Source organism: Mumia sp. ZJ430 (assembly GCF_011751845.1).
Classification (GTDB): domain Bacteria; phylum Actinomycetota; class Actinomycetes; order Propionibacteriales; family Nocardioidaceae; genus Mumia.
The window spans coordinates 674,951-701,610 of the sequence record NZ_JAAHFK010000001.1 but is presented as its reverse complement, the minus strand read 5'-3'; the positions used below and the strand labels follow the sequence as shown (position 1 = coordinate 701,610).

The following is a 26,660-nucleotide window of genomic DNA, read 5'->3' as shown; positions in this document are numbered from 1 at the left end:
GTATGAGACATGAGGCGGCCCTCACGTTCGATCGGCGTCACTATCCTTTCCCGGTGAAGGCCCGGCACCTCCTCGTGATCGCGGCGGCGACTCTTGTCCTCGCGACCGGGTGGCTGCCTCTCGGGGACGCCCTGGAGCTCGCCCGGCGCACCGGCCCCATACTCGTTTTCGTCGTCGCGATCACCGCGTACTCCGAGCTCTGCGCCGTCTGCGGACTCTTCGACGCCGCCGCCGGGGTTGCGGTCCGGGCTGCCACCGGACGCCGCTTCCTGCTCTGGTTGGCCGTCGCCACCCTCGCGACGCTGTGCACGGTGGCGCTGTCGCTCGACACCACCGCCGTGCTGCTGACCCCGGTCGTGCTGGCGATGGCCCGGCGTACGGGCTCGACAGCGCTCCCCCTCGCCATGACCGTGCTGGCATTGTCCAACACGGCATCACTCCTGCTGCCCGTCTCGAACCTCACCAACCTGCTCGCGGCCCCGGACCTCGCACGGCACGGCACACGCTATGTCGCCGTGATGGCGCTGCCCGCCGTCGTCGTCCTCGCGACCACGCTCCTCGTCCTGTCCCTCCTCCACCGCCGGGGCATCAGCGGCCGCTTTGTCTCGGCGCCGGGCCCGCGGCCGGACGACCCGGTGCTCGTCCGGATCGCCGCCGCCGTCACGACGGTCATGGTCGCCGGGTTCGTCGCGGGCCAGGACTACGCGCTCGTCGCGACCGCAGGGACGCTCGCCCTGGGTGCTGCCGTCCTCGTCCGACGACGCAGCCTGGTGGTCCCGGTCGCCGACCTCGTGCCGTGGCCGATGCTGATCACGGTCGCTGGTCTCTTCGTCGTGGTCGCCGGTGCCCATGAGCACGGCCTCGCCGACCTCGCGAGCCGCATCGCCGGGACGGGCTCCGGCCCTGTCGACCTCGCGCAGCTCGCCGTGGCGGGAGCGGTGTCGGCCAACGGCATCAACAACCTGCCCGCTTTCCTCGCCCTCAGCCCTGTCGTGCTCGGCGACGCCGTACGCACCGCCGTGCTGCTCGTCGCGGTGAACGCGGGCCCGCTGATCACGCCGTGGGGCTCGCTCGCGACGCTGCTGTGGTGGCGCCAGGTCCGCCGGCACGGCGACCCGACCGACCAGCCCGGGTGGCGGCAAGTCGTCGGGCAGGGACTCGTGCTCGCCCCGCTCGCCGTCGGCGCCGGGACGCTGTCGATCACCCTCGTACGGTGAGCGGGCCCCGCGAGATGGGGCGTCAGCCGACGCGGCGGCCGGTCATCTCGTCGATCGTCAGGGCGAGCAGCATCGTGCCCGGCAGACCGGTCCACGGCTCAGGGTCGACGTCCGGGATCTCGACCGTCTCGTCGACGGCACTGATCTTGCCGCGGACCTTCACGCTCCAACCGGTCTGCGACAGGCGGTCGAGGTAGGTCACCAGGAACGCGACTGCCGCCGGCCCGGGGGCAAGCGCGGCAAGCGTGCCGTCTTCCACCGTCCGGATGTAGATGGTGTCTCCGCAGAGCCGATAATTGACCGGCGTGACGTCGAGCCCTCGGTGGGACTGGTAGGCGAGGTGGCCGACGCGCGCCGTGCCGAGCAGCGCCTTGGTTTCGACGGCATCGAGGGTCACGAGCGATCTGCTGCTCATCCGCCACCTCCTAGGAGTACCCCAAGTCTACGTCGCCAGTGCATGCCCATCGCAGGTCGTAGTGTGGGCTCACCACCGATCGAGAGGGGGTTCCGTGACCAGCGTCTCCCGATTTCCCGAGCCGCAGGCCGTCACCTCACCGCTGACCGAGCACGCCGTCTTCCTCGTGGTCACCATCGAGGACGGGCCGGCCGCCGCCGACGCAGCACGGACGACGATCGCCGACGTCGACGCGCTCGTGCGCTCGGTCGGATTCCGCAGCCTCCATGCCGGCCTGACCTGTGTCATCGGCATCGGCTCCGACGCATGGGACCGCTTCGGCGCACCTGACCGGCCGGCCCATCTCCATCCGTTCGTGCCGATCGACGGCTACCGCCACGATGCCCCGAGCACCGCGGGCGACCTGCTGTTCCACATCCGCGCGTCCCGCCACGACATGTGCTTCGAGCTGGAGCGTCTGATCCTCGCGCGCCTCGGCGACTCCGTACGGGTCGTCGACGACACCCCGGGCTTCCGCTACTTCGACGCCCGCGACCTGCTCGGGTTCGTCGACGGTACGGAGAACCCCGTCGGCGACGAGCTCGGCGAGGCCGCGTACATCGACGACGAGCCCGACTTCCTCGGCGGCAGCTACGTGATCACGCAGCGCTACTCCCACGACCTCTCCGCATGGGAACGGCTGTCGACAGAGGAGCAGGAGCGAATCATCGGGCGTACGAAGGCCGACGACGTAGAGCTCGACGACGCCGTGATGCCGTCCAACTCGCACGTCACGCTCAACACGGTCACCGACGACGACGGCAGCGAGCTCGACATCGTTCGGTTCAACATGGCGTTCGGGAGCTATACCGCGGGCGAGGTCGGTACGTACTTCATCGGCTACGCCAAGAGTCCCGAGACCACCGAGCTGATGCTCCAGAACATGTTTGTCGGCGACCCGCCCGGCAACTACGACCGGATCCTCGACTTCTCGACCGCGACGAGCGGGTGCCTCTTCTTTGTCCCGTCGTCGGCCACGCTGGAGATGCTCGGCGACCTTCCGTCGGTCGAGCCTGTCGAGACCACACGCCCGCCGGTCGAGCCCCAGCCGTCGGTCGAGCCTGTCGAGACCACCCACCCCACCACCGACGGCTCGCTGAGCGTCGGCAGCCTCAGAGGAGAGTACGACCGATGAACAACCTGCACCGCTCGCTCGCACCGATCTCTGCTGCCGCCTGGGCGCAGATCGAGGAGGAGGCGAGCCGCACCTTCCGGCGCAACCTCGCCGGGCGCCGGGTCATCGACGTCCACGACCCCGAGGGCGTCCAGCTCGCCGGTCTCTCCACCGGCCACCGCAGCGCCCCCGGCACCGACCCGAACGGCGTGGAGGTGCGCCGCCGCGAGGTGGCGCCGGTCGCCGAGCTGCGGGTCACGTTCGACCTGAGCCGTGAGGACGTCGACGACGTCGAACGCGGCTCCAACGACTCCGACTGGCAACCGGTCAAGGACGCGGCCCGCGCTCTCGCCTTCGCCGAGGACGGCGCCGTGTTCCACGGGCTCAGCGCAGTCGGAATCCGCGGGATCACGGAGTCGTCGAGCAACCCCCGTCTCGCGCTCCCGGCCGACGCCGTCGACTACCCCGATGTCGTCGCCCGGGCGCTGAGCCAGCTGCGGCTCGCCGGCGTAGAGGGTCCGTACGCGCTCCTGCTCAGCGCCGACGCCTACACGCAGGTCAATGAGACCACCGACCACGGCTACCCCATCCACGAGCAGCTTTCACGGCTGCTCCACGACAACATCGTGTGGGCACCCGCGATCTCGGGCGCCGTGCTGCTGTCGACGCGCGGAGGCGACTACGACCTCCATCTCGGGCAGGACACGTCGATCGGCTACCTCCACCACGACGACGAGACGGTCACGCTCTATCTGCAGGAGTCCTTCGCCTTCCTCCCCCTGACCGACGAGGCGTCGGTCGTCCTCGACCGATGAGCGCGGGCTGGCCGGAGCGGCGCGCGGTCGAGGCGGGCAGTCTGGTCTTCGACGTCGGCTTCGACGGGCCCGCCGACGGCGAGCCCGTGCTGCTGCTGCACGGCTTCCCGCAGACGTCGGAGTCGTGGCTGGACGTCGCGCCTGTCCTTGCGAACGCCGGGTTGCGGGTGATCGCCCCCGACCAGCGCGGTTACTCGCCCGGCGCCCGCCCTGACGGCGTGGATTCGTACGCGGTGCCGCGCCTCGTCGGAGACGTGCTCGGGCTGATGGACGCCCTCGGGTACGACTCCGCTCACGTGGTCGGTCACGACTGGGGTGCCGCAGTGGCGTGGGCGCTGACGGCGCACCATCCGGAGCGCGTGCGCAGCCTGGTCGCCTTGTCCGTCCCGCACCTCGCCGCGTACGGGTGGGCCCTGGTGCACGACGAGGACCAGCAGCAGCGCGCCGCGTACATCGGCCTCATGCGCACGCCCGGCAAAGCCGAGGAAGTGCTGCTGGCAGACGACGCGCGGCGGATCACCGCAATGTACGGCGGGATGGTGCCCGACGACAGGGCAGCCTCGTACGTCGCCGCGATGCAGGAGCCGGGCGCGCTGACGGCGGCACTGTCGTGGTACAGGGCGATGGGCCGCGACCTCGACGCGACACCCTCGGTGACGGTGCCGACGACCTACATCTGGGGCGGCGCCGACTGGGCGCTCGGCGCGGCCGGCGCCCGGCGGTGCGGTGAGCACGTCCAGGCAGAGTACCGCTTCGTCCCGGTCCAGGAGGCGTCCCACTGGCTTCCCGAGGAGTGCCCCGACCTGGTCGCTCAGGAGATCGTCGCGAGGGTGCGCGGCTGACCGACTGTCAGGTGCCGTCCGCGCGGTCGCGCTCGGCCTGGTCGCGATTGTCGATCTCGGTCTTGAGATCGCGGGCCCGTCGACCGCGTGCACGGTTGGCCCCGCTCAGCCAGACCAGGCCCACGACGAGCAGAGCGCCGATGATCGCGCCCCAGAGCGAAGCCGCGCGGAAGCCCGGGCCGTCGACGTCGAGGATGCGCTCGCCGGCGTGTGCTCCGTTGCTCGTCCCCACGACGATCGACAGCGTCATCAGGTTGGGCAGCGCGAGAATCACGGCGACCGCGACGACGACGACCTTCCAGAAACCCTTCACCCAGTGCCGCGCGATCGCCTGCCAGGCAAGGAGAAGGGGGACGAAGGTGAACACCACGCCGAGGAACAGCCCCCACACCGTCCCGGCCGTCAGGCTGCCGTCGACACGGCGCCCGATCCACTGCGCCCACCAGCGGGGCACGAACGCCGCCAGCGCGTATCCGACGATCACCACGACCACCGCGACGGCCAGCAGCACGAGGACGTTGTGCAGCATGCGCTTGCCGTACGACTTCCACTTGTCCGCCGCGTTTCCCCGGTGCCCTGGGCCGCTCTGCGGGAGTCCCGTGCCACCACTCTCGGAGGTCACCATGGCCTCAGGATGGCACCGATCACGGTCTTCGACCGGTTTGCGCGCGAACGGGCAGGTAACATCCGTTCACAATGATGTGACGCGCACCACACGCGCTCGGGTCGTGCTCCGCGTCGCCCGGGAAGGACACATGATGAGTCGCACGATGGACCCCCGTGGTCCGGAGGTCGTCTCGCTCGCCGGCGACAACCTGCGGGTGGTGGACAAGCCTCGCCACAGCAAGCGCGCGGCACTGCTGTCCACCGCGCTGCGGGTGACCGTGAAGCCGGCGCTCTCCGTCTGGTCGTACGCACCCGGCGCCCCGTGGCCGACCGGGCTCCTCGAGAGCGTGGCGGGACTGCTGCCGGCGCCGCGCAACGCGACGGTGGAGGACATCCGGCTCCCGCAGTGCGATGCCGAGGTGATCCGCGCCGCATCTGCCGAGCACGCCGACACCCACGCAGTGCTCTATCTGCACGGCGGCGCCTTCCTCGTCGGCGGGCTCAACACGCACCGCGGTCTCGCCGCACGGCTGTCGGCGACCAGCGGCTGCACGGTCCTCAACGTCGGCTATCGCATGATGCCGAAGCACCCGGTGAGCCAGGCCGTCGAAGACGGGCTCTCGGGCTACCGGTGGCTGCTCGACCAGGGCTATCCGCCCGAGCGCATCGTCGTCGCCGGCGACTCGGCCGGCGGCTACCTCGCGTTCGCCGTCACGCTCGCGATCCTCGACGCCGGCCTGGAGGCTCCCGCGGGCCTGGTCGCCATGTCCCCGCTGACCGACTTCGATCCCGATCGCAAGCTCGACCAGCCTGGCCGCCCGTCGTGCGCGTTGTTCCCGAGGTCGGCGTGGCGCGGGTTCCTCCGGCTCGTCGACCTGGTCGAGAACGAGCTGCTGTCCGACCTCCTGCAGCCAGCGTCGTCGCTCGTGGACGCCGACCTGCACGGACTGCCGCCCACCCTCATCCAGGTGGGGTCGGACGAGCTCGTCCTCCCCGACGCCGAGCTGATGGCGATCCGCCTCGCACGCTCGGACGTCGAGGTCGAGCTGCAGATCTGGGAGAAGCAGGTTCACGTCTTCCAGGTCGCAGTCGACCTCGTGCCCGAGGCGCGCGAGGCGACGCGCGAGGTAGGGCGGTTCGTCCGCCGCACGACGTCAGACGGTCGACGCCGCGTCGCCCGCGGACGACGCGCTGTCGGTTCCGTCCACTGACGGTCCACCCGAGCCGTCCCCGTCCGGCGCGTCCGGGAGCGACCTGCCGCCCTGGCCGTCGGGCATGCCGCCCTGGCCGCCGTGACCACCCGGACCGCCCGGGAACTGCCCGTCACCCTGGCCCTGCTGGCCACCAGGTCCGCCCTGACCGCCCTGACCGTCCTGGCCTCCGGGGAACTGGCCCATGCCCGGCGCGTTGCCGGGGCCGCCGTCCGCACCGCCGTCGTCGGCCGAGGCGGTGCCGATCGCGATGCCACCCAGGAACCCGAACCCGCACAGGGCGACGCCGGCGGCGATCGCACCGAACCGCGTGCGGTTGTCGAGCGACTTCCACCCGCGCGACGGCGTCGCGCCGGCAGTCGTCGGGGCCTGCGGAGCGGCCGACGCCGCCGTCGGCGCCTCCGTTGTCGGCATCTGCGTCGTCGGGTCCTGCACCGGCGGGGTCTCCGTCGGCTCCGGGCCCTGAGGCGTACGAGGGTTCTGCTCGTTCATCTGTTCTCCTTCTTTCATCGTTGGTCCGCGTCGGTCAGCTGTGACCGGCGAGGTCGTAGACGGTCGTCCCGCCCACGGTCTGAGGGGTGAAGTTCTCTGTCACCCAGGTCTCGATCTTGGAGTTGCGGCCACCGCCGTGCCCGGTCGCGGGGATGTAGAAGCCGATCTCGCCGTCGGCGACCCACTCCTGGAACTGCTCGAGCGACGGGAACGCGTCCGTGCCGTTGAAACCGCCGATCGCAAGGACGGGTTCGCCCGAGGCGAGCTGCAAGGGTGCGGCACCGTTGGCGGTCTGCGTGGCCGCGGCCCAGCGGGAGTCGCTGTTCTGGAGCAGGCTCACCAGCTCCTCGCTGACGCCTGCGGTCCCGCCGCCGCCGAGGAAGCTGGTCCCCGCGCCCCCGCCGGGGCCACCGCCCGTCGCAGGTCCGGCGGACACGATCGACCCGGTGTGCGCCGAGCCGATGGTCGCCGCGGCCGAGGCGGCGGGCGCCGCGAGCGAGGCGACGCCGATGAGGGTCGCAGCGATCACGGCGAGGTAGCGAGCCCCGTCGCCCAGGTTCGGAAGCTCCGGCCCGACGAGCAGGAGCACACCAGCCGCGACGGCCGCGAACACGACCACCCAGCGCAACCAGGGCACGAACGTCGGGGTCTCAACGAGCAGCCGCCAATTCCAGAGGCCGGTGAGGACGACCGTCCCCGCGAGCACGGCCCGCGGCACCAGCTCCGTACGGCGTCGCCACAGGACCACCACACCGACGCCGACCAGCGCGGCGATCGCGGGCGCGAGCGCCACCGTGTAGTAGCTGTGGATGATGCCCTGCATCAGGCTGAACGTCAGGCCGGTGACCAGCAGCCAGCCACCCCAGATGATCGCGAACGCACGCATCCGATCCGTACGGGCAAGCCGCCAGGACAATGCGGCGAGCGCGACAAGTGCGACCAGGGCGGCCGGCAGGAGCCAGCTCGCCTGCGTCTGCATCTCGGAGCTGAAGAGCCGTCCGAGGCCGGGCGTCCCCCACATGCCGCCGCCCTGCCCGCCGCCACCGACGGACCCGACCTCCTCGCCGTTGAGGCGACCGAGGCCGTTGTAGCCGAGCGCGAGCTCGAGGATGCTGTTGCTCGTCGAGCCACCGATGTACGGGCGCGCGGACGCCGGCCACAGCTCGGCGATGAGCACCCACCATCCCGCGCCGACGACGACCGCGCCGGCTGCGGCGAGGAGGTGTAGCAGGCGCGTCCGCAGGCGTGCCGACCCGGCGACCCCGTACGCCAGCGCGAGCGCCGGCAGGACGAGGAACGCCTGCAGCATCTTGGCGAGGAATGCGAACCCGATGAGCAGACCCGCGAGCACCAGCCATCGCAGCGCCTTCTTGGCGTCGATCGCCCGGGTCACGGCCCACGCGGCCGCCACCATCAGGAAGACCAGCAGCGCATCGGGGTTGTTGAACCGGAACATCAGCGCGGCCACCGGCGTCGTCGCCAGCACGGCGCCGGCGATCAACGCCGCCGACGACCCGAACCAGCGGCGCACCGCGGCGTACAGGACGCCGACGCTCGCGACCCCAAGCAGCGCCTGCGGGAGCAGCATGCTGAACGAGCTGAACCCGAACACCCGCGCCGACAGGCCCATCAGCCACAGCGACGCCGGGGTCTTGTCGACGGTGATGCCGTTCGCGGCGTCCAGCGCGCCGAAGAACCAGGCCTTCCAGTCCTGCGCCCCGGCCTGCACGGCCATCGAGTAGTACTCGTTGGCGTAGCCGTTGACGGTCAGGTTCCAGCAGTACGCGACCGCGGTCGCAGCCAGCAGGGCGATCAGCAGGGCGTGCTCCCGCGTCCACCAGCCTCGCCGGACCTCGACGGCGTCACGCTCGTGAACAGCACGTTCCTGTACGGCGGTGCTCATGCGGCACTCCTCTCGTCCGCCGTGGCGGAAGGGTTCGGAGCGACCTGGCGGGCGGACAGCCGCACGTCGAGGTCGCGGGTACGGGGCGCCTCGGTCGCGGTGCGAAACACCCAGCGATCGAGCAGCACGAACCGCACGATGGTCGCGAGCACGTTGGCCACCGTGAGGACGCCGACCTCCATCAGTGGGGTGTGGCCGAGGCCCGCGGTCAGCGCGAGCGCCGATGCTGTCAGCGCCCATCCGCAGGCGAACGCGACCAGGCCCTGGACGTGATGGCGAGCAAGCCGCTTCGTTCCGGTCACCTGGTAGGTGAAGCGCCGGTTCATGGCGGTGTTGCCGATCGCCGTCGTCACCAGCGCGAAGAGGTTCGCGACCTGGGCGGGGGCGATCTGACGCGCGAGGAGGAACAGCAGGGCGTACGCGATCGTGCTGACGACGCCGACCATGCCGAAGCGGATCATCCGGATGCCGACCGGTGTGCGGACAGGAGGCCGCCCGAAGCGGTGCCGTACGGGCTCGAGATCGAGGCGACCCGTCGTCAGACCGCGGGCCATGCGCGCCATCCCCCACAGGTCGTCGCGGACGGTCGACGCGATCGCGACCCGGCTGTCCGGATCGTCGACCCAGTCGACAGGAACCTCGGCGATCCGCAGGCCCGCGCGCTCGGCGAGGACCAGCAGCTCGGTGTCGAAGAACCAGCCGGTGTCCTCGACGTACGGCAGCAGAGCCTTCGCCACGTCGGTGCGCACCGCCTTGAAGCCGCACTGCGCGTCGCTGAACCGCGCGCCGAGGACGACACGGAGGAGGGCGTTGTAGCCCCGGGAGAGGATCTCGCGCTTGACGCCTCGTACGACCCGGGAGTCACGCCGCAGCCGCGTGCCGATCGCCACGTCCGAGTGACCGGACAGCAGCGGGGCGACCAGGGGCATGAGGGCGCCGAGATCGGTCGAGAGGTCGACGTCCATGTAGGCGACGACGGTGGCGTCGCTGCGCGACCAGACGGTCGAGAGCGCCCGTCCGCGACCCCGTTCGGGGACGCGGACCAGCCTCACGTCGCTCAGCGTCGCCGCGAGCCGCTCCGCGACCTCCGCCGTACCATCAGTGCTGTCGTTGTCGGCGATCACGACGCGGCACGCGAACGGGACCTCGAGGTCGAGGTACGTGCGCAGTCGCTGGACGCTGCGTTCAAGGATGTGCGCCTCGTTCAGCACCGGGACGACCACGTCGATCACGGGAGATGTCTCGTTCATGTCTTCGACGTTGCCGTCGAAAGTTCACGATCCCCTTGGTCGAGCCTGGGAGATCCCTGTGAGCCACCCGCCGGTCGAGCCTCGAGACCCACCCGCCGGTCGAGCCTGTCGAGACCCCCGCTAGGCGAGGGGCGTATCGAGACCCTGCCCCGCGCCGTCGAGGGCGTCGCGCGCACGTTCGATGGCGGGCATGTGCTCGGCGGCCCAGGCGAGCAGCACGTCGACAGGGGGCGCAGCGTCGTGCCGAGCGGTGATCGCGTACTCGACGGCTACCTGCCGCGTGCTGACGATCCTGCGTTCGATGACGCCGTTGCGCTTGGCATGATGCAACCCACCCCGTCCCACCAAACGATGTGCTGCGGCTGACCTTCTACGTGACCCAGTGGGCCCCCGAGAAGATCAACGACCTCATGGCTGGCCTCGAAGCCGCCGCCGCCAAGACAGGCCTCCGGCTGCCGATGCCGCCTGCTTCGCTGATCGGCGTCGAGTCCCTGTTCGAGCCGGACGTGCTCGTGGAGGTCGAGGCCACGGCGCTCATCGACTGAGGGGAAGCCAGCGCTCACCGTGCCAGCGGGATCCGTACGGTGAACGTCGCGCCCTCCCCAGGGGCGGTGTCGAGAGAGACCCGACCGCCGTGGCCCGCCACCAGGGCCGAGACGATCGCGAGGCCCAGCCCCGAGCCTCCGTCCTGCCGACTACGGGCCTCGTCCGCGCGGTAGAAGCGCTCGAACGCGTGCGCGGCCGACTCCTCGTCGAGCCCGGGCCCGTCATCGGAGACGATCAGGACGCCCTCGTCTCCTTCCGCACGAACATCGACGCGCAGCTCCGCCTCGGGCGGCGTGTGCACCAGCGCGTTGCCGACGAGGTTCGCGATCACCTGCCGCAGGCGCGCCTCGTCGCCCTCGACGATGACCGGCGGGCCGGCGGCGGGCTCGGCGACAGGCCGATCCGGCTGCGTGGCGCGCGCATCGACGACCGCGTCACGCACCAGGGTCCGCAGGTCGACAGGGTCACGGCGGAGCGGGCGCTCCTGGTCGAGGCGGGCGAGCAGCAGCAGGTCCTCTACGAGGATGCCCATGCGATCGGCCTCCTGACGGATGCGCGCCATGAACCGGTCCGTGGTCGCCTCGTCGGTCGCCGCCCCCTGGGCGTACAGCTCGGCGAACCCCCGGATCGACGTCAGCGGCGTCCGCAGCTCGTGGCTCGCATCGGCGACGAAGCGACGCATCCGGCGCTCGGACTCCTCCGCCCTGCGCGCCTCCTCACCTGCCCGTACGGCCTCGCGCTCGCGGTCGTCGACCGCCTTCTCGATGTGGCCGAGCATCGTGTTGAGCGACGACGCGAGCGCACCCACCTCGGTCCTCGGGTCGGCATCCATCGGAACCCGCGCGCCGAGGTCGCCCCCGGCGATCGCCTCCGCGGTCCGCTCCACCCGTATGAGGGGGCGCAGGCTGCGCGCGACGAGCCACGAGCTGATCGCGGCCACCGCGACGAGGACGGTGACGGCGATCGCCAGCTCGATCCAGCGCAGCCGCTCGAGTGTCTCGGTCACGTCCGTGAGGTCGACCGCGACGGCGACCGTACCCCCGTCCGAGCCCTCGAAGAAGACCACGCGCCACGGCGGGCTGCCGTCCGCTGCGGAGATCGTGAAGGGCTCGTTGTACGTGATGTCGTCGGTCGCCGGGTCCGGAAGGTCGGGGTAGTCATCCCTCTCGAGGCGCGGGTCCACCTGGGGGTCGAACGAGGTCCCGTCGGACGCGAAGCGCTGGACGAAGAAGCGCGACGGCAGCGCCGCACCGTCCTCGATGATCCGCCGCGGCGGCGGACGATCGGCGAAGCCGCGCCCTTGCGTCACGAGCTCGGTGTCCGCGCGGTCGACGAGCGAACGCTCCAGGACGACATGGGTGGCGACGGCGCTCAACACCAGCGCGAGCGTCACCATCGCGACGGCGAGCGCAGCCAGCTGGACGCGCAGCGGGACGGCGCGCCACCTTGTGACCAGGGCGGAGCGACGCTTCATCGGGGCCGACGCAGCACATACCCGACGCCGCGCACGGTGTGCAGCAGCCGCGGCTCGGTGGTGTCGATCTTGCGGCGCAGGTACGAGACGTAGGTCTCGACGACGTTGCCGTCCCCGCCGAAGTCGTAGTTCCAGACGTGGTCGAGGATCTGCTGCTTGCTCAGGACGCGGCCGCTGTTGAGCAGGAAGTAGCGCAGCAGCTTGAACTCCGTCGGCGAGAGGTCGACGACCTCGCCGTCCTTGCGGACCTCGTGGCTGTCGGTGTCCATCTCCAGGTCGGCGAACCGCAGCACGGTCTCCTCGCGGGTGCGGCGTGTTCGCCGCAGCACGGCGTGGACGCGCGCGACGAGCTCGTCGAGGCTGAACGGCTTCACCAGGTAGTCGTCGCCGCCGGCGGTGAGCCCGTTGACGCGGTCCGCCGGGGCATCCCGGGCGGTGAGGAAGATGACGGGGATGTCGCGGTGCTCGCGGCGCAGCCGCGTCACCACCTCGAAGCCGTCGAGCCCGGGCATCATCACGTCCAGCACGATCAGGTCGAGGGTCGGGTCCGTGGTCGCCATCTCGAGGGCCGTACGCCCGTCGGTGGCCGTCACCACCTCGAACCCGGCGAAGCGCAGGCTGGAGGCAAGCAGGTCGAGGATGCTCGCGTCGTCGTCGACGACGAGCAGCCGGTCGGAAGTACGCGGTGAGGTCATCAGGTTCAACCATCGCCGATCCTGCTTGAACCCGCCTGAGGAGATCCTGTGAGCGGCCTGTGAGCCTGGGACCGGACCGGGTGAAAAGTGTCACGACAGGCGGTGCCGCTCGGAGGCGGGCGGGCCGGCACCCACCCCCAACCTTTAGAATGCCCCTGAGGCGAAGGAGGCGGGTCGGATGGGATTCATCCTCAGCATCATCGGGTTCCTGGTGATCGGCCTGGTCGCGGGGTTCATCGCCCGCGCGATCGTCCCCGGCAAAGACGCGATGTCCCTCGTGCAGACACTCGTTCTCGGCGTCGTCGGCTCGGTGGTCTTCGGCGTGATCCTCGGCCTCCTCCCCTTCTGGGATCGTGACAAGGGCTTCGGCCCGGCGGGGTGGATCGGCTCGATCATCGGCGCCGTCCTCACCCTGATGGTCTACAACCGTGTCGTGAAGAAGAGCTCGGCGAGCTGATCTCGACCTGATGCTCTTCCTCCTGCTCGCCCACCTGGTCGCCGCAGCAGCCGCTCCTGCGCTCGTCCGTACGTTCGACCGGCACGCCTTCCTCCTCCTCGCTCTGGTCCCCGGCGCAAGTTTCGTCTGGCTCCTTCTGCAGGGGCCTGAGGTCACCGGCCCCGACGCGGGCACGCTCACCGAGACGTACGAGTGGGTGCCCACGATCGGCCTCGAGATCGGGCTTCGGCTCGACACGCTGAGCTGGACCCTGGCCCTGCTCGTCACGGGCGTCGGCGCGCTGGTCCTCTTCTACTGCACCTGGTACTTCCGCTCGTACGATCCCGCGCTCTGGCGCTTCTCCGGCGCATTCACGGCGTTCGCCGGCTCCATGCTCGGCCTCGTGCTGTCTCGGGACGTGCTGCTCCTGTACGTGTTCTGGGAGCTCACTACCGTCTTCTCCTACATCCTCGTCGGCCACAACCCCGAGCGTGTCGCCAACCGTCGCGCGGCGATGACGGCGCTGATCGTGACGACCTTCGGCGGCCTCGCGATGCTGGTCGGCCTCATCATGCTCGGGCAGGACGCAGGGTCGTACCGCATCGACGCGATCATGGCGCTCTCCCCGACCGGCGCCGCGACCGCCACCGCGATCGCCCTCGTGCTGATCGGCGCGCTCAGCAAGTCGGCGCTGGTGCCGTTCCACTTCTGGCTCCCCGGCGCGATGGCCGCTCCGACGCCGGTGAGCGCCTACCTGCACGCGGCCGCGATGGTGAAGGCCGGCGTCTTCCTCGTCGCCGTGATGGCCCCCGCGTTCGCCGACGCCGCCCTGTGGCGGCCGACGCTGCTCGTGCTCGGCGTGCTGACGATGATCGTCGGTGGCCTGCGCGCGCTCGGGCAGCACGACGTCAAGCTGCTCCTCGCGTACGGGACGGTGAGCCAGCTCGGCTTCCTCGTCGCCGTGGTCGGGCTCGGCACCCGTGCAGCCGCGCTCGCCGGCGTCGCGATGGTCGTCGCCCACGCCCTGTTCAAAGCGGCGCTCTTCATGGTCGTTGGCATCGTCGACCACTCGGCTCACACCCGCGACCTGCGCAAGCTGTCGCGGCTGCGCCCCGCGATGCCCTGGCTCTTCGGCTTCACCGTGCTCGCGGCGGCCTCGATGGCCGGCATCCCGCCGATGCTCGGGTTCGTCGCCAAGGAGTCGGTGTACGGCGCATTCGTTGACGTGGTCTCGACCGGCGACGGCACCGGGATCGGACCGGTCGCCGGCTCTCTCGTGCTCGCGGGGCTGGTCTTCGGCTCGCTGCTCACCATGGCGTACACGTTGCGCTTCGTGTGGGGTGTCTTCGGCGACAAGCCGGGCGTCGACCAGCCCGCCAACCTGGTCCCTGTGCCTGCCGGGTTCGCGACGCCGACCGCCCTCCTCGCCTCGGCGTCGCTCGTGCTCGCGTTCTTCGGCGGCGGTCTGACCAAGCTGTGGGCGGGGTACGACCACCAGTTCCCCGAGGGCGACCACCACGCGGAGCTCGCCCTCTGGCACGGGTTCTCCCCTGCCCTCGGCCTGTCCGTGGTCGCGGTCCTCGGCGGCATCGCGCTCTTCACCTGGCAGCAGCGCCGTGCGCTCGTCCCCGCCGCGCCCTGGATGCCGTCGGCCGAGCGGGCGTACGAGGGCATCATGCGCAACACCGACCGGCTCGCCGTCGAGGTCACCGGTCGTACGCAGCGCGGCTCGCTGCCCTTCTACCTCGGCTCGATCCTCGTAGTCGTCCTGCTGATCCCCGGCACTGCGCTCGCACTCAACCGCACGTGGACCGAGGACGTCGTGTGGTTCGACTCCGCGGCGCAGGCGGTCGTCGCGATCCTGCTGGGTGTCGCGGCCGTGCTCACCGTCCGGTCGCGTCGCCGGCTCAAGGCCGTCCTGCTCGCGGGGGTGGCCGGCTACTGCACGGCGATGCTCTTCCTCCTTCACGGCGCACCCGATCTCGCGCTGACCCAGGTGCTCGTGGAGACGGTGACGCTGGTCGTGTTCGTGCTGGTGCTGCGCCGCATGGCCCCGTACTTCTCCGACCGTCCACTCACCCGCGCCCGCTGGATCCGGGTGGGAATCGGCGCCCTCTCCGGGGCCTTCGCCTCCGCGATCGCACTCGCCACCGCCGGCGTCCGGATCGGTGACCCGATCTCGGTCGCGTTCGCCGAGAGCGCCGTCGAGTACGGCGGAGGCCACAACATCGTGAACGTGACCCTCGTGGACATCCGCGCCTGGGACACGATGGGCGAGCTGTCGGTCCTCGTGGTGGCCGCCACCGGTGTCGCCTCGCTGATCTTCCTCATCACCGGTCGCGGTGGGGCGCAGAGCCCTGCCGCCCCGCTGCCCGAGGGGCACTCGACCGGTCGCTGGCTGCGCGCGGGCCGTACGCTCGCCCCGGAGCGACGTTCGATCGTCTTCGAGATCGTCACGCGGCTGATCTTCCACACGGTCATCCTGTTCTCCGTGTGGCTGATCTTCTCCGGCCACAACGGTCCGGGCGGCGGCTTCGCCGGCGGTCTGATGGCCGGCCTCGCACTGATGGTCCGCTACCTCGCCGGCGGACGGTACGAGCTCGACGAAGCGGCGCCGGTCGACGCCGGACGGGTCCTCGGACTCGGCCTCTCGGTCGCGACCGTGTCCGCGCTCGCGCCGCTGGCGTTCGGCGGCCAGGTCTTCCAGAGCGCGATCGTCAAGTTCCACCTGTTCGCGATCGGCGACATCAAGCTGGTCACGTCGCTCTTCTTCGACCTCGGCGTCTATCTCGTGGTCGTGGGTCTCATGCTCGACGTCCTGCGCAGCCTCGGCGGCGGGATCGACGCCGACATCGAGACCGGGGACGCCGATCCCGAGCTACCGGGCTCCTACACCGACCCTGAGATCGAGCCGCTGACGGGAGGCGTCCGATGACCGTCAACCTGGTTCTCGTCATTGTCATCGGTGTGACCTTCGCCTGCGGCGTGACACTGCTGCTCGAGCGAAGCCTGACCCGCATCGTCGTCGGCACCCTGTTGATCGGCAACGCCGTCAACCTCATCTTCATCGTGGCCTCCGGCGCACCCGGCCGTGCCCCGATCGTCGACGAGTCCGACCCGTCCCCGATGAGCGACCCGCTCCCGCAGGCGATGGTGCTCACCGCGATCGTCATCACCCTCGGCGTCGCGTCGTTCCTGCTCGCCATGGCGTACAGGTCGTGGCAGCTGCAGGGGCACGACGAAGTCCAGGACGACATGGAGGACCGCCTCATCATGCGGCTGGCCGAGCTCGACGAGGCGTCACAATCGTACGAGGAAGGTGGCGGAGCTCCGGACGAGGAAGGCGCCGACACCGAGGAGGTCGAGCGATGACCGCCGACTCCGCGATGTCCTTCCTGATCCCGCTGCCGGTCGTGCTGGCGCTGCTCGGCGCCGGGGTGTGCCTCGCGCTCGGCCAGAACGCCCGCGCCCAGCGCGTCATCAGCTTCACGACCCTCTCGATCATCGTCGCCGTCGCGGGCGTCCTGCTGTGGGCAGCCGACCGGGACGGCCCGCAGGTCGTGTACGTCGGGGGCTGGCCCGCCCGCATGGGCATCGTGCTGGTCGCCGACCGGTTGTCCGCCTTGCTGCTGCTCGTGTCGGCGATCGTGACGCTGTGCGTCCTCGCGTACTCCGTGGGCCAGGGCATCATCGAGTTCGGCCGCGACACGCCGTTGTCGGTGTTCTACCCGACGTTCCTCGTCCTGTCGGCGGGAGTCTCCAACGCCTTCCTGTCGGGCGACCTCTTCAACCTGTACGTCGGGTTCGAGATCCTGCTGGCGGCGAGCTACGTGCTCATCACCCTTGGCGGCACCGGGCCACGGGTGCGCGCCGGGACGACGTACGTCGTCGTGTCGGTGCTGTCATCGATGGTGTTCCTCATCGCGATCGCGGGCGTCTACGCGGCGACCGGCACGGTCAACATGGCCGATCTCGCGGTCAAGCTGCAGGAGGTCCCCGAGGGGGTCCGCATCGTCCTGCAGCTCATGCTGCTCACCGCGTTCTCGATCAAGGCCGCCGTCTTCCCGCTGTCGGCGTGGCTCCCCGACTCCTACCCGACCGCACCCGCACCCGTGACGGCGGTGTTCGCGGGCCTGCTGACCAAGGTCGGCGTGTACGCGATCATGCGCGTGCAGACGCTGCTCTTCCCGGACAGCCCGCTGTCGGACCTGCTGCTGTGGGCCGCGCTGCTGACGATGTTCGTGGGCATCCTCGGCGCCATCGCGCAGTCCGACATCAAACGTATGCTCTCGTTCACCCTCGTCAGCCACATCGGCTACATGATGTTCGGGGTCGCGGTCGCCTCCGACCTGGGGCTCGCGGGCGCGATCTTCTACATCGTCCACCACATCACGATCCAGACCACGCTCTTCCTGGTCACGGGCCTGATCGAGATCCGTGGCGGCTCGACGTCGTTGGAGCACCTCGGCGGTCTCGCGAAGGCCGCCCCGGTGCTTGCGCTGATGTTCTTCCTGCCGGCGATGAACCTCTCCGGCATCCCTCCGTTCTCTGGCTTCCTCGGCAAGGTCGCCCTCGTCCAGGCGGGGGTCGACCGGGCAGGCTGGCTCGCGTACCTGGTCGTGGCGGCCTCGATCCTCACCAGCCTCCTCACCCTGTACGCGGTGGCGAAGACATGGAACCGCGCGTTCTGGCGGCCCCGTACGGAGGAACCCGACGAGCTCACCGAGTCCGTCCCCAGCTCCGGCACGAAGTCGGGCGAGCCGTGGGGTGACACGGTCGCGACGTCCGTACGCTCGCTCCCTCGCGCGATGGTCACCCCGACGCTGACGCTGGTCGCGCTCGGCACGGCGCTCACCCTGCTTGCCGGGCCGTTGTTCGGGATCACCGAGCGCGCGGCCGAGGAGCTGCGCGATCGCGACCCGTACATCGAGACCGTCCTCAACGACGGCAGCGTGGCAGGATCCATCGTCCCGCGCGGGTCAGGAGGTGCCGAGTGAGCGACGCGAACGACGCGAACGACGCCTCTCGTCGCACCCAGGCGCGCCGCGCCCTTCAGTGGCCCGTCGTGCTGTGGCTCACGCTCGTTTGGGTGCTGCTCTGGGGTGAGTTCACCGTCGGCAACATCCTCGCCGGGGCCCTCATCGCGGTCGCGATCATCCGGGTCTTTCCGCTGCCGCCGATCGAGTTCCACGGCCGGGTGCACCCGTGGCGGCTCCTCATCCTGGTGTACGCGTTCTTCCGTGATCTGGTCGCGTCGAGCGTTCAGGTCGCGACCATCGTGATGCGCTTCGGCTACCAGCCGGTCAACGCGGTGCTCGTCGTGCCGATGCGGACCCGCAGCGAGCTCGCCCTCATGCTCACCTCCGAGATCGTGTCGCTGGTCCCCGGCAGCCTCCTGATCGAGGCATCGAGGAGCACGTGGACCCTGCAGATCCACGTGCTCGAGACCCGCAGCCAGGCCGACGTCGAGGCTGCACGACAACGCGTCTGGGACGAGGAGGAGCGGGTCGTACGCGCACTCGGCAACGCCGAGGACATCGCCCGGATCGAGCAGCCGCGCCCGGAAGGTGGATTCCGATGACCTGGATGACCGTGGTCGCGTGGGTGGCCGGAGGCATGCTCGGGATCGCTGCCGTCCTCGCGGTGGTCCGTGCCGCCCTCGGACCATCGATGCCCAACCGTGCAGTCGCGATCGACGTGCTCGTCGCCGTGCTCGTGGGCGGGCTCGGTGTCGAGGCGGCGTACAACCGCCACACCGACACGCTCCCGATCCTGGTCGTCCTCTCTCTGGTCGGGATGGTCGGCTCGGTGAGCATCGCGCGCTTCGCCACGAGCGACGAGCCTGACGAGTCCGATCCCGAGCGCATCGACGGTACGGAGGGATCCCGATGAGACTCGCCCTCGACATCGCTTCGGCGTTCTGCCTGCTGTCCGGCGCTTTCCTCGCGCTGATCGCCGCCATCGGCATCGCGCGATTCAACAACCTGTTCAGCCGGATGCACGCTGCCACAAAGCCTCAGGTGCTCGGGCTGCTGCTCATCCTGCTCGGGATCGGGCTCCGGATGGAGGCGTGGAGCGACCTCGGCCTCCTCGTGCTCGTCGCCGTCTTCCAGCTGCTCACCGCTCCCGTCGCGGCGCACATGCTCGGACGCGCGGTCTATCGCACCGGCGGCGCGGACCACGACGAGAGGCTCGTCGACGAGCAGATGCCGGCGGACTGACTTCGGCTCTACCCCGCGCCGGGCTAACCGGGAGCGCCCGCAGTCACTCCCACGGATTGACCACGGGCACGCCCAGCGGAGAAAAGTCCGCGACGCTGCGGGTGACGACGGTCATGCCGTGGACTATCGCGGTGGCGGCGATGAAGGCGTCGCGCTCCGGCCGAGGATCGGGCACGTGCAATCGCGCGGTCTCGCGCGCGACAGGAAGGTCGATCGGGAGGATCCGCGCCTCGTACGCAACGATCTGGCGTTCGAACCACTCGCGAAGCCGCCGCCCCTGCGCACTATCTCGTCGCTCGATCCTTGCCACGCCGTGGGCAAGTTCGAAGACGGTGATGGCACTCAGGTGGCACTCATGTTCGGGGACGTTCTCGAGCCACGCGCGAACCCGGGCATCCATGCGATCGCCGAATCGCACCTCGCTGACGACGTTCGTGTCGAGGATGAAGGTCATAGCTCGGGGATCTTTGCCCCGAAGTGCATGGGCTGGGGGTCGAAGTCGACGACCGGTTCTTCCATGGCCAGCCAGTCGAGGGCGGAGCGCGTCGGCGCCACGATGCGCTCGTACTCCTCGATGGTCATCAACACGTGCGACGGTCGCCCGCGGTCGGTGATGATGACGGGCTCTTCCTCAGCGGCGCGTTTGGCCGCACTGACGTCGCGATTGAAATCGCGCGCGGTCATCGTGGTCATCGACTCACCTCCGACGTAGGTACGTACCTACTTTAGGTCAGAGGTCACCCCACACAACCGCTCAGCTCTCAGCCTGTGCCACGTCGAAGTAGTTGCCCTCTGGATCGGCCAAGGTCACCCAACGGAAGCCGGTCTCCATAGTCTGGTCGGACACCTTGTCCGCGCCGGCCGCCTCGAGCCGCGAGACCTCGGCGTCGAGGTCGGTCGCGACCAGGTCGAGGTGCATCTTGTTCTTGCCGGGCGTCGGACGCTCGACCTTCTGAAAGGCGAGCTGGACCGGCGCACCGGGGACGGCCACGACGACGAACCAGCCCTCGTTCTCCTGGACGACCTCGCCGCCCACCTGCTCGGCCCACCACCTCCCCAGCGCAAGCGCATCAAGACTGTCGACGGTGACCATGCCCACGGAGAGAGTCATGCTCAGCACGCTAGCGGGCCACCCGGACACTTCGCGCGCTCATTCTCCGGGTGTTGGCGTACGCGCACGTCCTCGGAGAGGATCGACCGCGTGACGACGGCGACTGGCGACTTCGACCTGACCATCGACGAGCTGCGCGTCGTCGCGCGCTTCGTGGCCGAGACCGCCGAAGCGGTCCTTCCCGTTTTCGAGGAGGCTCACCCCCACGATCCCCGACCTCGCACTGCGCTCGATGCCGCGCGGGAGTTCGTGAACGGCGCCCGCCGGTCCAGGCTCCAGCGCGTCACGTCGATGGACGCTCACCGTGCGGCGAAGGTGGCGTCCACCGAGTCCGCCCGGCTCGCCGCCCAGGCCGCCGGCGACGCGGCCTCGGCCGCGTATCTGCACCCGATTGCCAAGGCGCACCAGGTCGGCCACCTCCTCCGTGCCGCCGCGAACGCCGCACGCATCGCCGAGATCGGCGCGGGCGGCGATCCCGATGCGGCGGAGGCGGTGCTCGTGCAGGCCCGGGAGCGGGCGACGCCGGTGCTCATCGAAGTCCTGAGCCGCTATCCCGCCCCACCGGTCGGCAAGAGCCGCACCGCGCAGCTCATGTCGGCGCTCGACGCCTCGCTGCGCTCGTGCCGGTGACGGCGCCACCCGCTCGGCGACGTCAGTCCCGCACGCAGCGCGCCACGTACCGTCCGTCCACGACCTCCACGCCGTGCGTCTCGTGCTCGAACCCCGGGAACCGCTGGTCGAACTCCTCCAGCGCCCGCAGGTAGGCGAGGAACGGCCCGTCGTCCGGCCCCGCCGACTCGCCCGGCATGACGAGCGGGATCCCCGGCGGGTACGGGACGAGGCCGATCGCGAGCGTACGGTCGGCGAGCGCATCGAGCGGCACCGCGTCGACGGTCCCGCGGACCACGTGCGCGTACGCTCGCGCCGGCGTCGTCACCGGGACGGGGTGCGCGCCGAAGGCCTCGCGCTGCAGGGCCAGCAGCCTCGTACGGCCGATAGTCGCGTGCTGCTCCTCGGCGAGGTCGCGCAGCCCCATACCCGCATAGCGGCGCGGGTTGCGCGCGAACGTCGCAGGCAGCACCTGCTCCAGCGAGCGGTTCGCGTCGAGGTCGCGCTTGAACGACATCAGCGTCGTGACCAGCGATCCCCACTTGCCGCGTGTCACGCCGATCGAGAACAGCAGCAGGATCGAGTACGACTGCGTCTTCTCGACCACGATCGACGCCTGCTGCTCGAGGTATTCCGACAGGATCGGCGCCGGCACGCCAAACTCCGCGAGGGTCCCGTCCTCGTTCACCCCCGGCGTCACGACGGAGACCTTGATCGGGTCGAGCATCGCGTACGAGTCGGGCAGGTCGAAGCCGTGCCACTTCTCGTCCTCGCGCAGCAGCCACGGGTCGGGCGACGAGCAGAGCCAGTCCTCGTCCGCGTCCTCGAAGCGCACCTTCGCGCCGTCGGGCTGCGTGACCGTCTCCGGCTGCCACGGGACCAGTGCCCAGTCGTCGTCCGGCGTCTCGGCGGCCACCCGCGCGAGCGTACGGCGGAACGCGACCGCCTCCTGGATCGAGATGCCGGTCAGCAACGGCCCGCCACGTCCGGCCATCATCGCCGCCGACACGTCGTTGGAGGCGATGATCGAGTAGAGCGGGGACGTCGACGCGTGCATCATGTACGCCTCGTTGAAGAGGTCGTGCTCGACCGGGTTGCGCCCGTTGCGGACGTGCAGGTACGAGGCCTGCGACAGCGCCGCGAGGAGCTTGTGCGTCGACTGCGTGGCGAAGGTCGTCGGACCGTCCGCAGGGCGCTCGCCGGTGTGCATCGCGAAGCGCTCGGCATAGATCGGGTGGAACGCTGCGTACCCGTACCAGGCCTCGTCGAAGTGCAGCCTGTCGATGTGCTCGCCGAGCGTCCGCTCGACGGTCGGCACGTGATAGAGCAGCCCGTCGTACGTGGAGTTGGTGATCATCGCGATCACCGGGGCGGCGGTGGCGTCCTCGACCAGCGGGGACGCGGCGAGCTTCGCGGCGACGGCCTCGCGCGTGAGCTCGGTCGGCGGCACCGGGCCGATGATGCCGAGGTGGTTGCGGGTCGTCGTGAGATAGACCGGGACGCCGTGGGTGAGCGTCGCCGCCTGCTCGATCGACTTGTGCGCGTTGCGGTCGAGGACCATCACGTCGCCCGCGACGACGGACGCCTGGTGCAGCACCCGGTTGGAGGTGGAGGTGCCGTTCGTGACGAAGTAGGTCATGTCGGCGCCGAAGATCGAGGCTGCGCGGCGCTCCGCCTCACCGATCGGGCCGGAGTGGTCGAGCAGCGAGCCGAGCTCGCGGACCGACACCGAGAGGTCGGAGCGGAACGTCTGCTCGCCGAAGAACTCCCAGAACGCCCTGCCCGCGGGCGAGCGCAGGAACGCGGCGCCGCCCTCGTGGCCCGGGGTGTGCCAGGAGTACTCGTGCTTGCGCGCGAAGCGGACGAGCGCCCCGAACATCGGCGGGAGCACGTCCTCGCGATAGCGCTCGGCCGCGTTGCGGATGCGGCCGGCGATCCACGACGGGGTGTCGTCGAGGAGGTAGATCAGCTGGTCCACCTCGCGCAGCACGGCCGTGTCGAGCGAGTCGGCGCCACGCGTGCCCGTCATCACGAACACGGGGAGGTCGGCGTTGCGCGCCCGGACTCCGGCGAGGAAGGTGGCGAGGCGGTTCGGGTCGACGTGCGCCTCGTGCTGGTCGGAGTCGCCGCCCGCGTCGGCGATGACGGCGCACAGCGACGCGTCCGACGCGACCCGCAGCACGGCGTCATCGGGGCTCGGCGCGAACTCCGTCCGTACGTCGATGCGCTCGAGCTCCTGGACGACGCGGCGCAGCATCTCCTCGTGCGCGGTCGAGGTCTGCGGTCGCTCATCGACGATGAGGACCTTGATCGCTCGCGAGGTCATTGATCCTTCGCTCTGCTCGGGCATATGCCGCAGATCCTCCCGTCCCTTAGTGGCTTTACGGCAGATCATACGCATCGGCCGGTGGCTGATCGGCCGACCTGAGGAGCCGTCCGACCCTCCCGGTACGGTCGTACTCATGCGGATCGCCACCTGGAACGTCAACTCCATCCGTTCGCGCATCGACCGCGTCGCCGCGTGGCTCGAGCGCAGTGACGTCGACGTGCTCGCGATCCAGGAGACGAAGTGCCGTGACGACCAGTTCCCCGAGCTGCCGCTGATCGGTACGGGCTACGAGGTCGCGCACCACGGCCTCTCACAGTGGAACGGCGTCGCGATCATCTCGCGCGTCGGCCTCGAGGACGTCCAGGTCGGGTTCGCCGACATGCCGACCTGGGGCGACCCAGCAGCCGCCGAGGCGCGCGCGATCTCCGCGGTGTGCGGAGGCGTACGCATCTGGTCGCTCTACGTGCCCAACGGGCGCACGCTCGAGGACCCGCACTACGTCTACAAGCTCCAGTGGCTGCGCCAGCTGCGCGAGGACGCCGCCGGCTGGCTGGCGAACGACCCGCAGGCGCAGATCGCACTGATGGGCGACTGGAACATCGCGCCCCACGACGAGGACGTCTGGGACATGGCGAAGTTCGAGGGCAAGACCCACGTCTCCAAGCTCGAGCGCGAGGCGTTCGCCGCGTTCGAGGACACCGGTTACGCCGACGTGGCCCGGCCGCACACGCCCGGCCCCGGGACGTACACCTACTGGGACTACACCCAGCTGCGTTTCCCGCGCCGCGAGGGCATGCGGATCGACTTCGCGCTGTGCTCGCCCGCGCTCGCCGGCCGGGTGACCGGTGCGTCGATCGACCGCGAGGAGCGCAAGGGCAAGGGCGCGTCCGACCACGCCCCCGTCATCGTCGACCTCTCCTAGCGCCCCGGGGTCACTCTCCGCCCGCCCCGGGTCACTCTCTGGCCGCCCCGGGTCACTCGTCGACGAACAGGTCGGGCCGCGCACCCTCGTACGGGGCGCGCCAGACGTCCTTGCCGTTCAGCGTGCCGACGTCCTCCCATCCTGCCGAGGCGATCAGCGAGTCCTCGGGCGCGTCAGGGAAGCGCCGCGGGTCGATCACATAGCGGTAGTTCCGCCCACCCTTGCGCCACCTCAGCTCCATCCGGACGGCGCTGAGGAAGCCCAAGCGGTCGGCGACCCACCCTTGACGCGCCATCTCCTCGAACCACGCCTCAAGGTTCTCCGTGCCCCGAACACGAAACGGCACGAACCAGTACGTACGGGTCTGGCCACTCATGGCCCCATCGTCGTCGCGCGCATAGTGACCCGCGAGCGCAAGACAGTGACCCGCGGCGCGCAGAGAGTGACCCGGGAGGGGGTCAGCCTTGGAGATATGCCAGGACGGCGAGTACGCGACGGTTGTCGTCCTCCGAGACCGGGAGGTCGAGCTTGGCAAAGATCGAGTTGGTGTGCTTCGAGATCGCCTTCTCCGTCACGAACAGCCGCGCCGCGATCGCCGCGTTGGAGCGTCCCTCAGCCATCAGGCCGAGCACCTCACGCTCGCGGTCGGTGAGCCTGTCGACCGGACGGTTCGCGGCTGCTTTCGACAGCAGCACCGACACCACCTCCGGATCGAGCACCGTGCCGCCGGCGGCCACCTGCCGTACGCCGTCGACGAACCGCTCGACGTCAGCCACACGATCCTTCAGCAGGTAGCCGACCGCCCCTTCGCCCGACGACAGCAGCTCGCGGGCGTACAGCTGCTCGACGTACTGCGACAGCACGAGCACGGGCAGCCCCGGCCGCAGGGCACGCGCCTCGATCGCCGTCCGCAACCCTTCGTCGGTGAACGTCGGGGGCATCCGCACGTCCACGACCGCAACGTCCACGTCGACCTCTCGCAGCACCTTGGCGAGCGACGGCGCGTTGTCGACCGCCGCCACCACCGTGAAGTCGTTCGCCTCGAGCAGGCGCGTCAGGCCGTCCCGGAGGAGGGCGAGGTCTTCGGCGATGACAACGCGCACGGCAGCTCCATGGTGACGACGGTCGGTCCCCCGCGGGGACTCTCGACCACCATCGTGCCGTCGAACGCTGTCAATCGGCGAGCCACCCCCGCAAGACCCGTCCCGTCAGCAGGGTCCGCACCACCGCTGCCGTTGTCCGCGACGACCGCGCGCAGCCGCTCACCGTCGTACGAGAGGTCGACCGAGGCGGCACTCGCGTGCGCGTGCTTGACCACGTTCGCGAGCGCCTCGGCGACCGCGAAGTACATCGCGGTCTCCACCGGCTCCGGCGCCCGTCCCGGCACCACCGCCGCGAACGACGTCGGCACCGCGATATCGAGCGCGAGCGCCTGTGCGGCCCCGACGAGCCCTCGGTCGGCAAGCACCGGCGGATGGATCCCCCGCACGACCGACCGCAGGTCACCGAGAGCGGAGGTCGTGGTCGCCCGCGCCTCCTCGATCAGGCGTGCGGCCGCGTCTGGATCCGTACTCATGAGCTGCCCGGCGAGCCCGAGGCTCATCCCGAGAGATACGAGCCGCGCCTGTGCTCCGTCGTGCAGGTCGCGCTCGATGCGCCGAAGCTCAGCCGCGGAGTGGTCGATCGTCTCCGTACGGGACGCCGACACCTCGGCGAGACGCTTCTCCAGCTCGGCGCGCGTCGGGGACAGCAGAGCCAGGTCCATCCGAGCGCGCAACCGGCTCACCGGCGGCGTCAGGAACCACCACATGAGGGCCACGATCCCCGCCAGGATCCACATCGAGAACGACGAGGCCTGGTCGTCGATCTGCACGAGACCCAGCTCCATGTCGAAGACGCCCTTGGGCGTGACCCAGTAGATGAACGGGAAGATCAAGTACCAGATGACACCGAGCAGGAGCACAACCGGGATCAGCGAGAGGATCCAGCCGATCGTCGACGACGCGTAGGCCCAGCCGAGATCGCGCCATCGCGCGGGGTCACGCGCCCAGTCCTTCACGAGGATCTTGACGCCGCTCGACTCACGCTCGTGGTACGGGCTCACGACCGTCGTCCGCAGCACCTGCGATGCAAAGTAGCGGTGCACGTTGGCCAGCTGGCGCAGGAACGGGACGAATGCCGCGAGCACCGCCAGCCCCACGCCGAGGACGCCGAGAGGGATCGCCACGGTGATCACGATCAAGGTGACCAGCGTCGGGATCCCCAGCACGAGATAGACCAGCGCGAGCCCGGTCAGCGCGAACCGTGACGTTCGCCCGGACGGGGCGTACGTCTCGGGTATCGCCGTGGACAAGCTCATCGTCACTCCTGGGTCCGCTGTCGTCGTCATGCTCCCACTGTGCGTCGACGTCGC

At 70.1% G+C, this 26,660-nt stretch carries 30 protein-coding genes; 15 read left to right on the top strand and 15 right to left on the bottom strand.

Annotation, left to right across the window (positions count from 1 at the left end; all coding sequences use genetic code 11):
- The first annotated feature begins 53 nt into the window (after nucleotides 1–53).
- Nucleotides 54–1,217, top strand: a complete 1,164-nt coding sequence (locus HCT63_RS03390) for an SLC13 family permease (protein WP_208322249.1) — start codon at nucleotides 54–56, stop codon at nucleotides 1,215–1,217.
- A gap of 22 nt (nucleotides 1,218–1,239) precedes the next feature.
- On the opposite strand, the gene HCT63_RS03385 is transcribed toward HCT63_RS03390, so the two are convergent.
- Entirely contained in the window at nucleotides 1,240–1,632 is a 393-nt protein-coding gene (locus HCT63_RS03385; RefSeq protein ID WP_167001376.1) for a pyridoxamine 5'-phosphate oxidase family protein, read from the bottom strand.
- Between the two features lie 94 nt (nucleotides 1,633–1,726).
- Here HCT63_RS03385 and HCT63_RS03380 point away from each other — a divergent pair, with 94 nt between their 5' ends.
- Genes HCT63_RS03380 through HCT63_RS03370 form a run of 3 tightly spaced genes read left to right on the top strand, consistent with a single transcriptional unit; the run spans nucleotide 1,727 to nucleotide 4,442 of the window.
- Nucleotides 1,727–2,806, top strand: a complete 1,080-nt coding sequence (locus HCT63_RS03380) for a Dyp-type peroxidase (protein ID WP_167001375.1) — start codon at nucleotides 1,727–1,729, stop codon at nucleotides 2,804–2,806.
- Nucleotides 2,803–3,600, top strand: coding sequence for a family 1 encapsulin nanocompartment shell protein (locus HCT63_RS03375; RefSeq protein ID WP_167001374.1), 798 nt, complete (start codon nucleotides 2,803–2,805; stop codon nucleotides 3,598–3,600). The genes HCT63_RS03380 and HCT63_RS03375 overlap by 4 nt, the downstream gene beginning before the upstream one ends.
- On the top strand, nucleotides 3,597–4,442 hold the full coding sequence (locus tag HCT63_RS03370; RefSeq protein ID WP_167001373.1) for an alpha/beta hydrolase: 846 nt from the start codon (nucleotides 3,597–3,599) through the stop codon (nucleotides 4,440–4,442). Before HCT63_RS03375 ends, HCT63_RS03370 begins: the two co-directional genes overlap by 4 nt.
- Before the next feature lie 7 nt (nucleotides 4,443–4,449).
- Here HCT63_RS03370 and HCT63_RS03365 read toward each other — a convergent pair whose 3' ends face one another.
- Entirely contained in the window at nucleotides 4,450–5,067 is a 618-nt protein-coding gene (locus HCT63_RS03365) for a hypothetical protein (RefSeq protein ID WP_167001372.1), read from the bottom strand.
- 133 nt (nucleotides 5,068–5,200) lie between these two features.
- Between HCT63_RS03365 and HCT63_RS03360 the strand changes: the two genes are divergently transcribed.
- Nucleotides 5,201–6,259 carry an alpha/beta hydrolase gene (locus HCT63_RS03360; protein ID WP_208322248.1) on the top strand — a complete coding sequence of 353 codons (1,059 nt, stop codon included), beginning with the start codon at nucleotides 5,201–5,203 and terminating at the stop codon, nucleotides 6,257–6,259.
- Here HCT63_RS03360 and HCT63_RS03355 read toward each other — a convergent pair.
- From HCT63_RS03355 to HCT63_RS03340, 4 genes are all read right to left on the bottom strand, one after another.
- A complete protein-coding gene (locus HCT63_RS03355; RefSeq protein WP_167000411.1) occupies nucleotides 6,203–6,751 on the bottom strand; it encodes a hypothetical protein in 549 nt (182 codons plus the stop codon). The two genes, HCT63_RS03360 and HCT63_RS03355, sit on opposite strands and share 57 nt — an antisense overlap.
- Before the next feature lie 34 nt (nucleotides 6,752–6,785).
- Nucleotides 6,786–8,654, bottom strand: a complete 1,869-nt coding sequence (locus tag HCT63_RS03350; RefSeq protein WP_167001371.1) for a glycosyltransferase family 39 protein — start codon at nucleotides 8,652–8,654, stop codon at nucleotides 6,786–6,788.
- Entirely contained in the window at nucleotides 8,651–9,904 is a 1,254-nt protein-coding gene (locus tag HCT63_RS03345; protein ID WP_167001370.1) for a bifunctional glycosyltransferase family 2/GtrA family protein, read from the bottom strand. Before HCT63_RS03345 ends, HCT63_RS03350 begins: the two co-directional genes overlap by 4 nt.
- A gap of 120 nt (nucleotides 9,905–10,024) precedes the next feature.
- Complete coding sequence (locus HCT63_RS03340; RefSeq protein WP_208322247.1) at nucleotides 10,025–10,234, bottom strand: helix-turn-helix transcriptional regulator; 210 nt, start codon at nucleotides 10,232–10,234, stop codon at nucleotides 10,025–10,027.
- 23 nt (nucleotides 10,235–10,257) lie between these two features.
- Here HCT63_RS03340 and HCT63_RS03335 point away from each other — a divergent pair, with 23 nt between their 5' ends.
- On the top strand, nucleotides 10,258–10,449 hold the full coding sequence (locus HCT63_RS03335; protein WP_208322246.1) for a hypothetical protein: 192 nt from the start codon (nucleotides 10,258–10,260) through the stop codon (nucleotides 10,447–10,449).
- 14 nt (nucleotides 10,450–10,463) lie between these two features.
- Here HCT63_RS03335 and HCT63_RS03330 read toward each other — a convergent pair whose 3' ends face one another.
- Together HCT63_RS03330 and HCT63_RS03325 are read right to left on the bottom strand one after the other, a co-directional pair.
- The gene (locus HCT63_RS03330; protein ID WP_167001369.1) at nucleotides 10,464–11,924 is read right to left on the bottom strand and encodes an ATP-binding protein; all 1,461 of its coding nucleotides are present in this window, start codon (nucleotides 11,922–11,924) and stop codon (nucleotides 10,464–10,466) included.
- On the bottom strand, nucleotides 11,921–12,619 hold the full coding sequence (locus HCT63_RS03325) for a response regulator transcription factor (RefSeq protein WP_167001368.1): 699 nt from the start codon (nucleotides 12,617–12,619) through the stop codon (nucleotides 11,921–11,923). Before HCT63_RS03325 ends, HCT63_RS03330 begins: the two co-directional genes overlap by 4 nt.
- Before the next feature lie 178 nt (nucleotides 12,620–12,797).
- Here HCT63_RS03325 and HCT63_RS03320 point away from each other — a divergent pair, with 178 nt between their 5' ends.
- From HCT63_RS03320 to mnhG, 7 genes are read left to right on the top strand one after another with little or no spacing between them, the layout of a single operon-like run.
- Nucleotides 12,798–13,076: a GlsB/YeaQ/YmgE family stress response membrane protein gene (locus HCT63_RS03320; protein WP_167001367.1), complete on the top strand. Its 279-nt coding sequence runs from the start codon at nucleotides 12,798–12,800 to the stop codon at nucleotides 13,074–13,076.
- A gap of 10 nt (nucleotides 13,077–13,086) precedes the next feature.
- Nucleotides 13,087–15,990 carry a Na+/H+ antiporter subunit A gene (locus tag HCT63_RS03315; RefSeq protein ID WP_167001366.1) on the top strand — a complete coding sequence of 968 codons (2,904 nt, stop codon included), beginning with the start codon at nucleotides 13,087–13,089 and terminating at the stop codon, nucleotides 15,988–15,990.
- A complete protein-coding gene (locus HCT63_RS03310) occupies nucleotides 15,987–16,427 on the top strand; it encodes a Na(+)/H(+) antiporter subunit C (protein ID WP_167001365.1) in 441 nt (146 codons plus the stop codon). The genes HCT63_RS03315 and HCT63_RS03310 overlap by 4 nt, the downstream gene beginning before the upstream one ends.
- A complete protein-coding gene (locus HCT63_RS03305; protein WP_243842864.1) occupies nucleotides 16,424–18,052 on the top strand; it encodes a Na+/H+ antiporter subunit D in 1,629 nt (542 codons plus the stop codon). The genes HCT63_RS03310 and HCT63_RS03305 overlap by 4 nt, the downstream gene beginning before the upstream one ends.
- Entirely contained in the window at nucleotides 18,049–18,636 is a 588-nt protein-coding gene (locus HCT63_RS03300) for a Na+/H+ antiporter subunit E (RefSeq protein WP_167001364.1), read from the top strand. The genes HCT63_RS03305 and HCT63_RS03300 overlap by 4 nt, the downstream gene beginning before the upstream one ends.
- Nucleotides 18,633–18,947: a monovalent cation/H+ antiporter complex subunit F gene (locus HCT63_RS03295; RefSeq protein ID WP_208322245.1), complete on the top strand. Its 315-nt coding sequence runs from the start codon at nucleotides 18,633–18,635 to the stop codon at nucleotides 18,945–18,947. The genes HCT63_RS03300 and HCT63_RS03295 overlap by 4 nt, the downstream gene beginning before the upstream one ends.
- Nucleotides 18,944–19,276 (top strand): monovalent cation/H(+) antiporter subunit G, encoded by a 333-nt coding sequence (gene mnhG / locus HCT63_RS03290; protein ID WP_167001363.1) that lies wholly within the window; start codon nucleotides 18,944–18,946, stop codon nucleotides 19,274–19,276. Before HCT63_RS03295 ends, mnhG begins: the two co-directional genes overlap by 4 nt.
- Before the next feature lie 43 nt (nucleotides 19,277–19,319).
- On the opposite strand, the gene HCT63_RS03285 is transcribed toward mnhG, so the two are convergent.
- The 3 genes from HCT63_RS03285 to HCT63_RS03275 all read right to left on the bottom strand — a co-directional run bounded on the left by HCT63_RS03285 (nucleotide 19,320) and on the right by HCT63_RS03275 (nucleotide 20,387).
- Nucleotides 19,320–19,730, bottom strand: coding sequence for a type II toxin-antitoxin system VapC family toxin (locus HCT63_RS03285; protein WP_167001362.1), 411 nt, complete (start codon nucleotides 19,728–19,730; stop codon nucleotides 19,320–19,322).
- Nucleotides 19,727–19,969 (bottom strand): type II toxin-antitoxin system Phd/YefM family antitoxin, encoded by a 243-nt coding sequence (locus tag HCT63_RS03280; RefSeq protein WP_167001361.1) that lies wholly within the window; start codon nucleotides 19,967–19,969, stop codon nucleotides 19,727–19,729. The genes HCT63_RS03285 and HCT63_RS03280 overlap by 4 nt, the downstream gene beginning before the upstream one ends.
- 61 nt (nucleotides 19,970–20,030) lie before the next feature.
- Nucleotides 20,031–20,387, bottom strand: a complete 357-nt coding sequence (locus HCT63_RS03275; RefSeq protein ID WP_167001360.1) for a VOC family protein — start codon at nucleotides 20,385–20,387, stop codon at nucleotides 20,031–20,033.
- Between the two features lie 90 nt (nucleotides 20,388–20,477).
- Here HCT63_RS03275 and HCT63_RS03270 point away from each other — a divergent pair, with 90 nt between their 5' ends.
- Nucleotides 20,478–21,017 (top strand): putative immunity protein, encoded by a 540-nt coding sequence (locus HCT63_RS03270; RefSeq protein ID WP_167001359.1) that lies wholly within the window; start codon nucleotides 20,478–20,480, stop codon nucleotides 21,015–21,017.
- A gap of 22 nt (nucleotides 21,018–21,039) precedes the next feature.
- Here HCT63_RS03270 and HCT63_RS03265 read toward each other — a convergent pair whose 3' ends face one another.
- A complete protein-coding gene (locus tag HCT63_RS03265) occupies nucleotides 21,040–23,322 on the bottom strand; it encodes an Orn/Lys/Arg decarboxylase N-terminal domain-containing protein (RefSeq protein ID WP_167001358.1) in 2,283 nt (760 codons plus the stop codon).
- Nucleotides 23,323–23,458: 136 nt separating this feature from the next.
- Here HCT63_RS03265 and HCT63_RS03260 point away from each other — a divergent pair, with 136 nt between their 5' ends.
- Nucleotides 23,459–24,247: an exodeoxyribonuclease III gene (locus HCT63_RS03260; protein WP_167001357.1), complete on the top strand. Its 789-nt coding sequence runs from the start codon at nucleotides 23,459–23,461 to the stop codon at nucleotides 24,245–24,247.
- Nucleotides 24,248–24,299: 52 nt separating this feature from the next.
- Here HCT63_RS03260 and HCT63_RS03255 read toward each other — a convergent pair whose 3' ends face one another.
- The 3 genes from HCT63_RS03255 to HCT63_RS03245 form a co-directional block, all read right to left on the bottom strand.
- A complete protein-coding gene (locus tag HCT63_RS03255) occupies nucleotides 24,300–24,623 on the bottom strand; it encodes a DUF2812 domain-containing protein (protein WP_167001356.1) in 324 nt (107 codons plus the stop codon).
- 82 nt (nucleotides 24,624–24,705) lie between these two features.
- On the bottom strand, nucleotides 24,706–25,350 hold the full coding sequence (locus tag HCT63_RS03250) for a response regulator transcription factor (RefSeq protein WP_167001355.1): 645 nt from the start codon (nucleotides 25,348–25,350) through the stop codon (nucleotides 24,706–24,708).
- Nucleotides 25,302–26,636: a sensor domain-containing protein gene (locus HCT63_RS03245; RefSeq protein ID WP_167001354.1), complete on the bottom strand. Its 1,335-nt coding sequence runs from the start codon at nucleotides 26,634–26,636 to the stop codon at nucleotides 25,302–25,304. Before HCT63_RS03245 ends, HCT63_RS03250 begins: the two co-directional genes overlap by 49 nt.
- Between the last annotated feature and the right edge of the window lie 24 nt (nucleotides 26,637–26,660).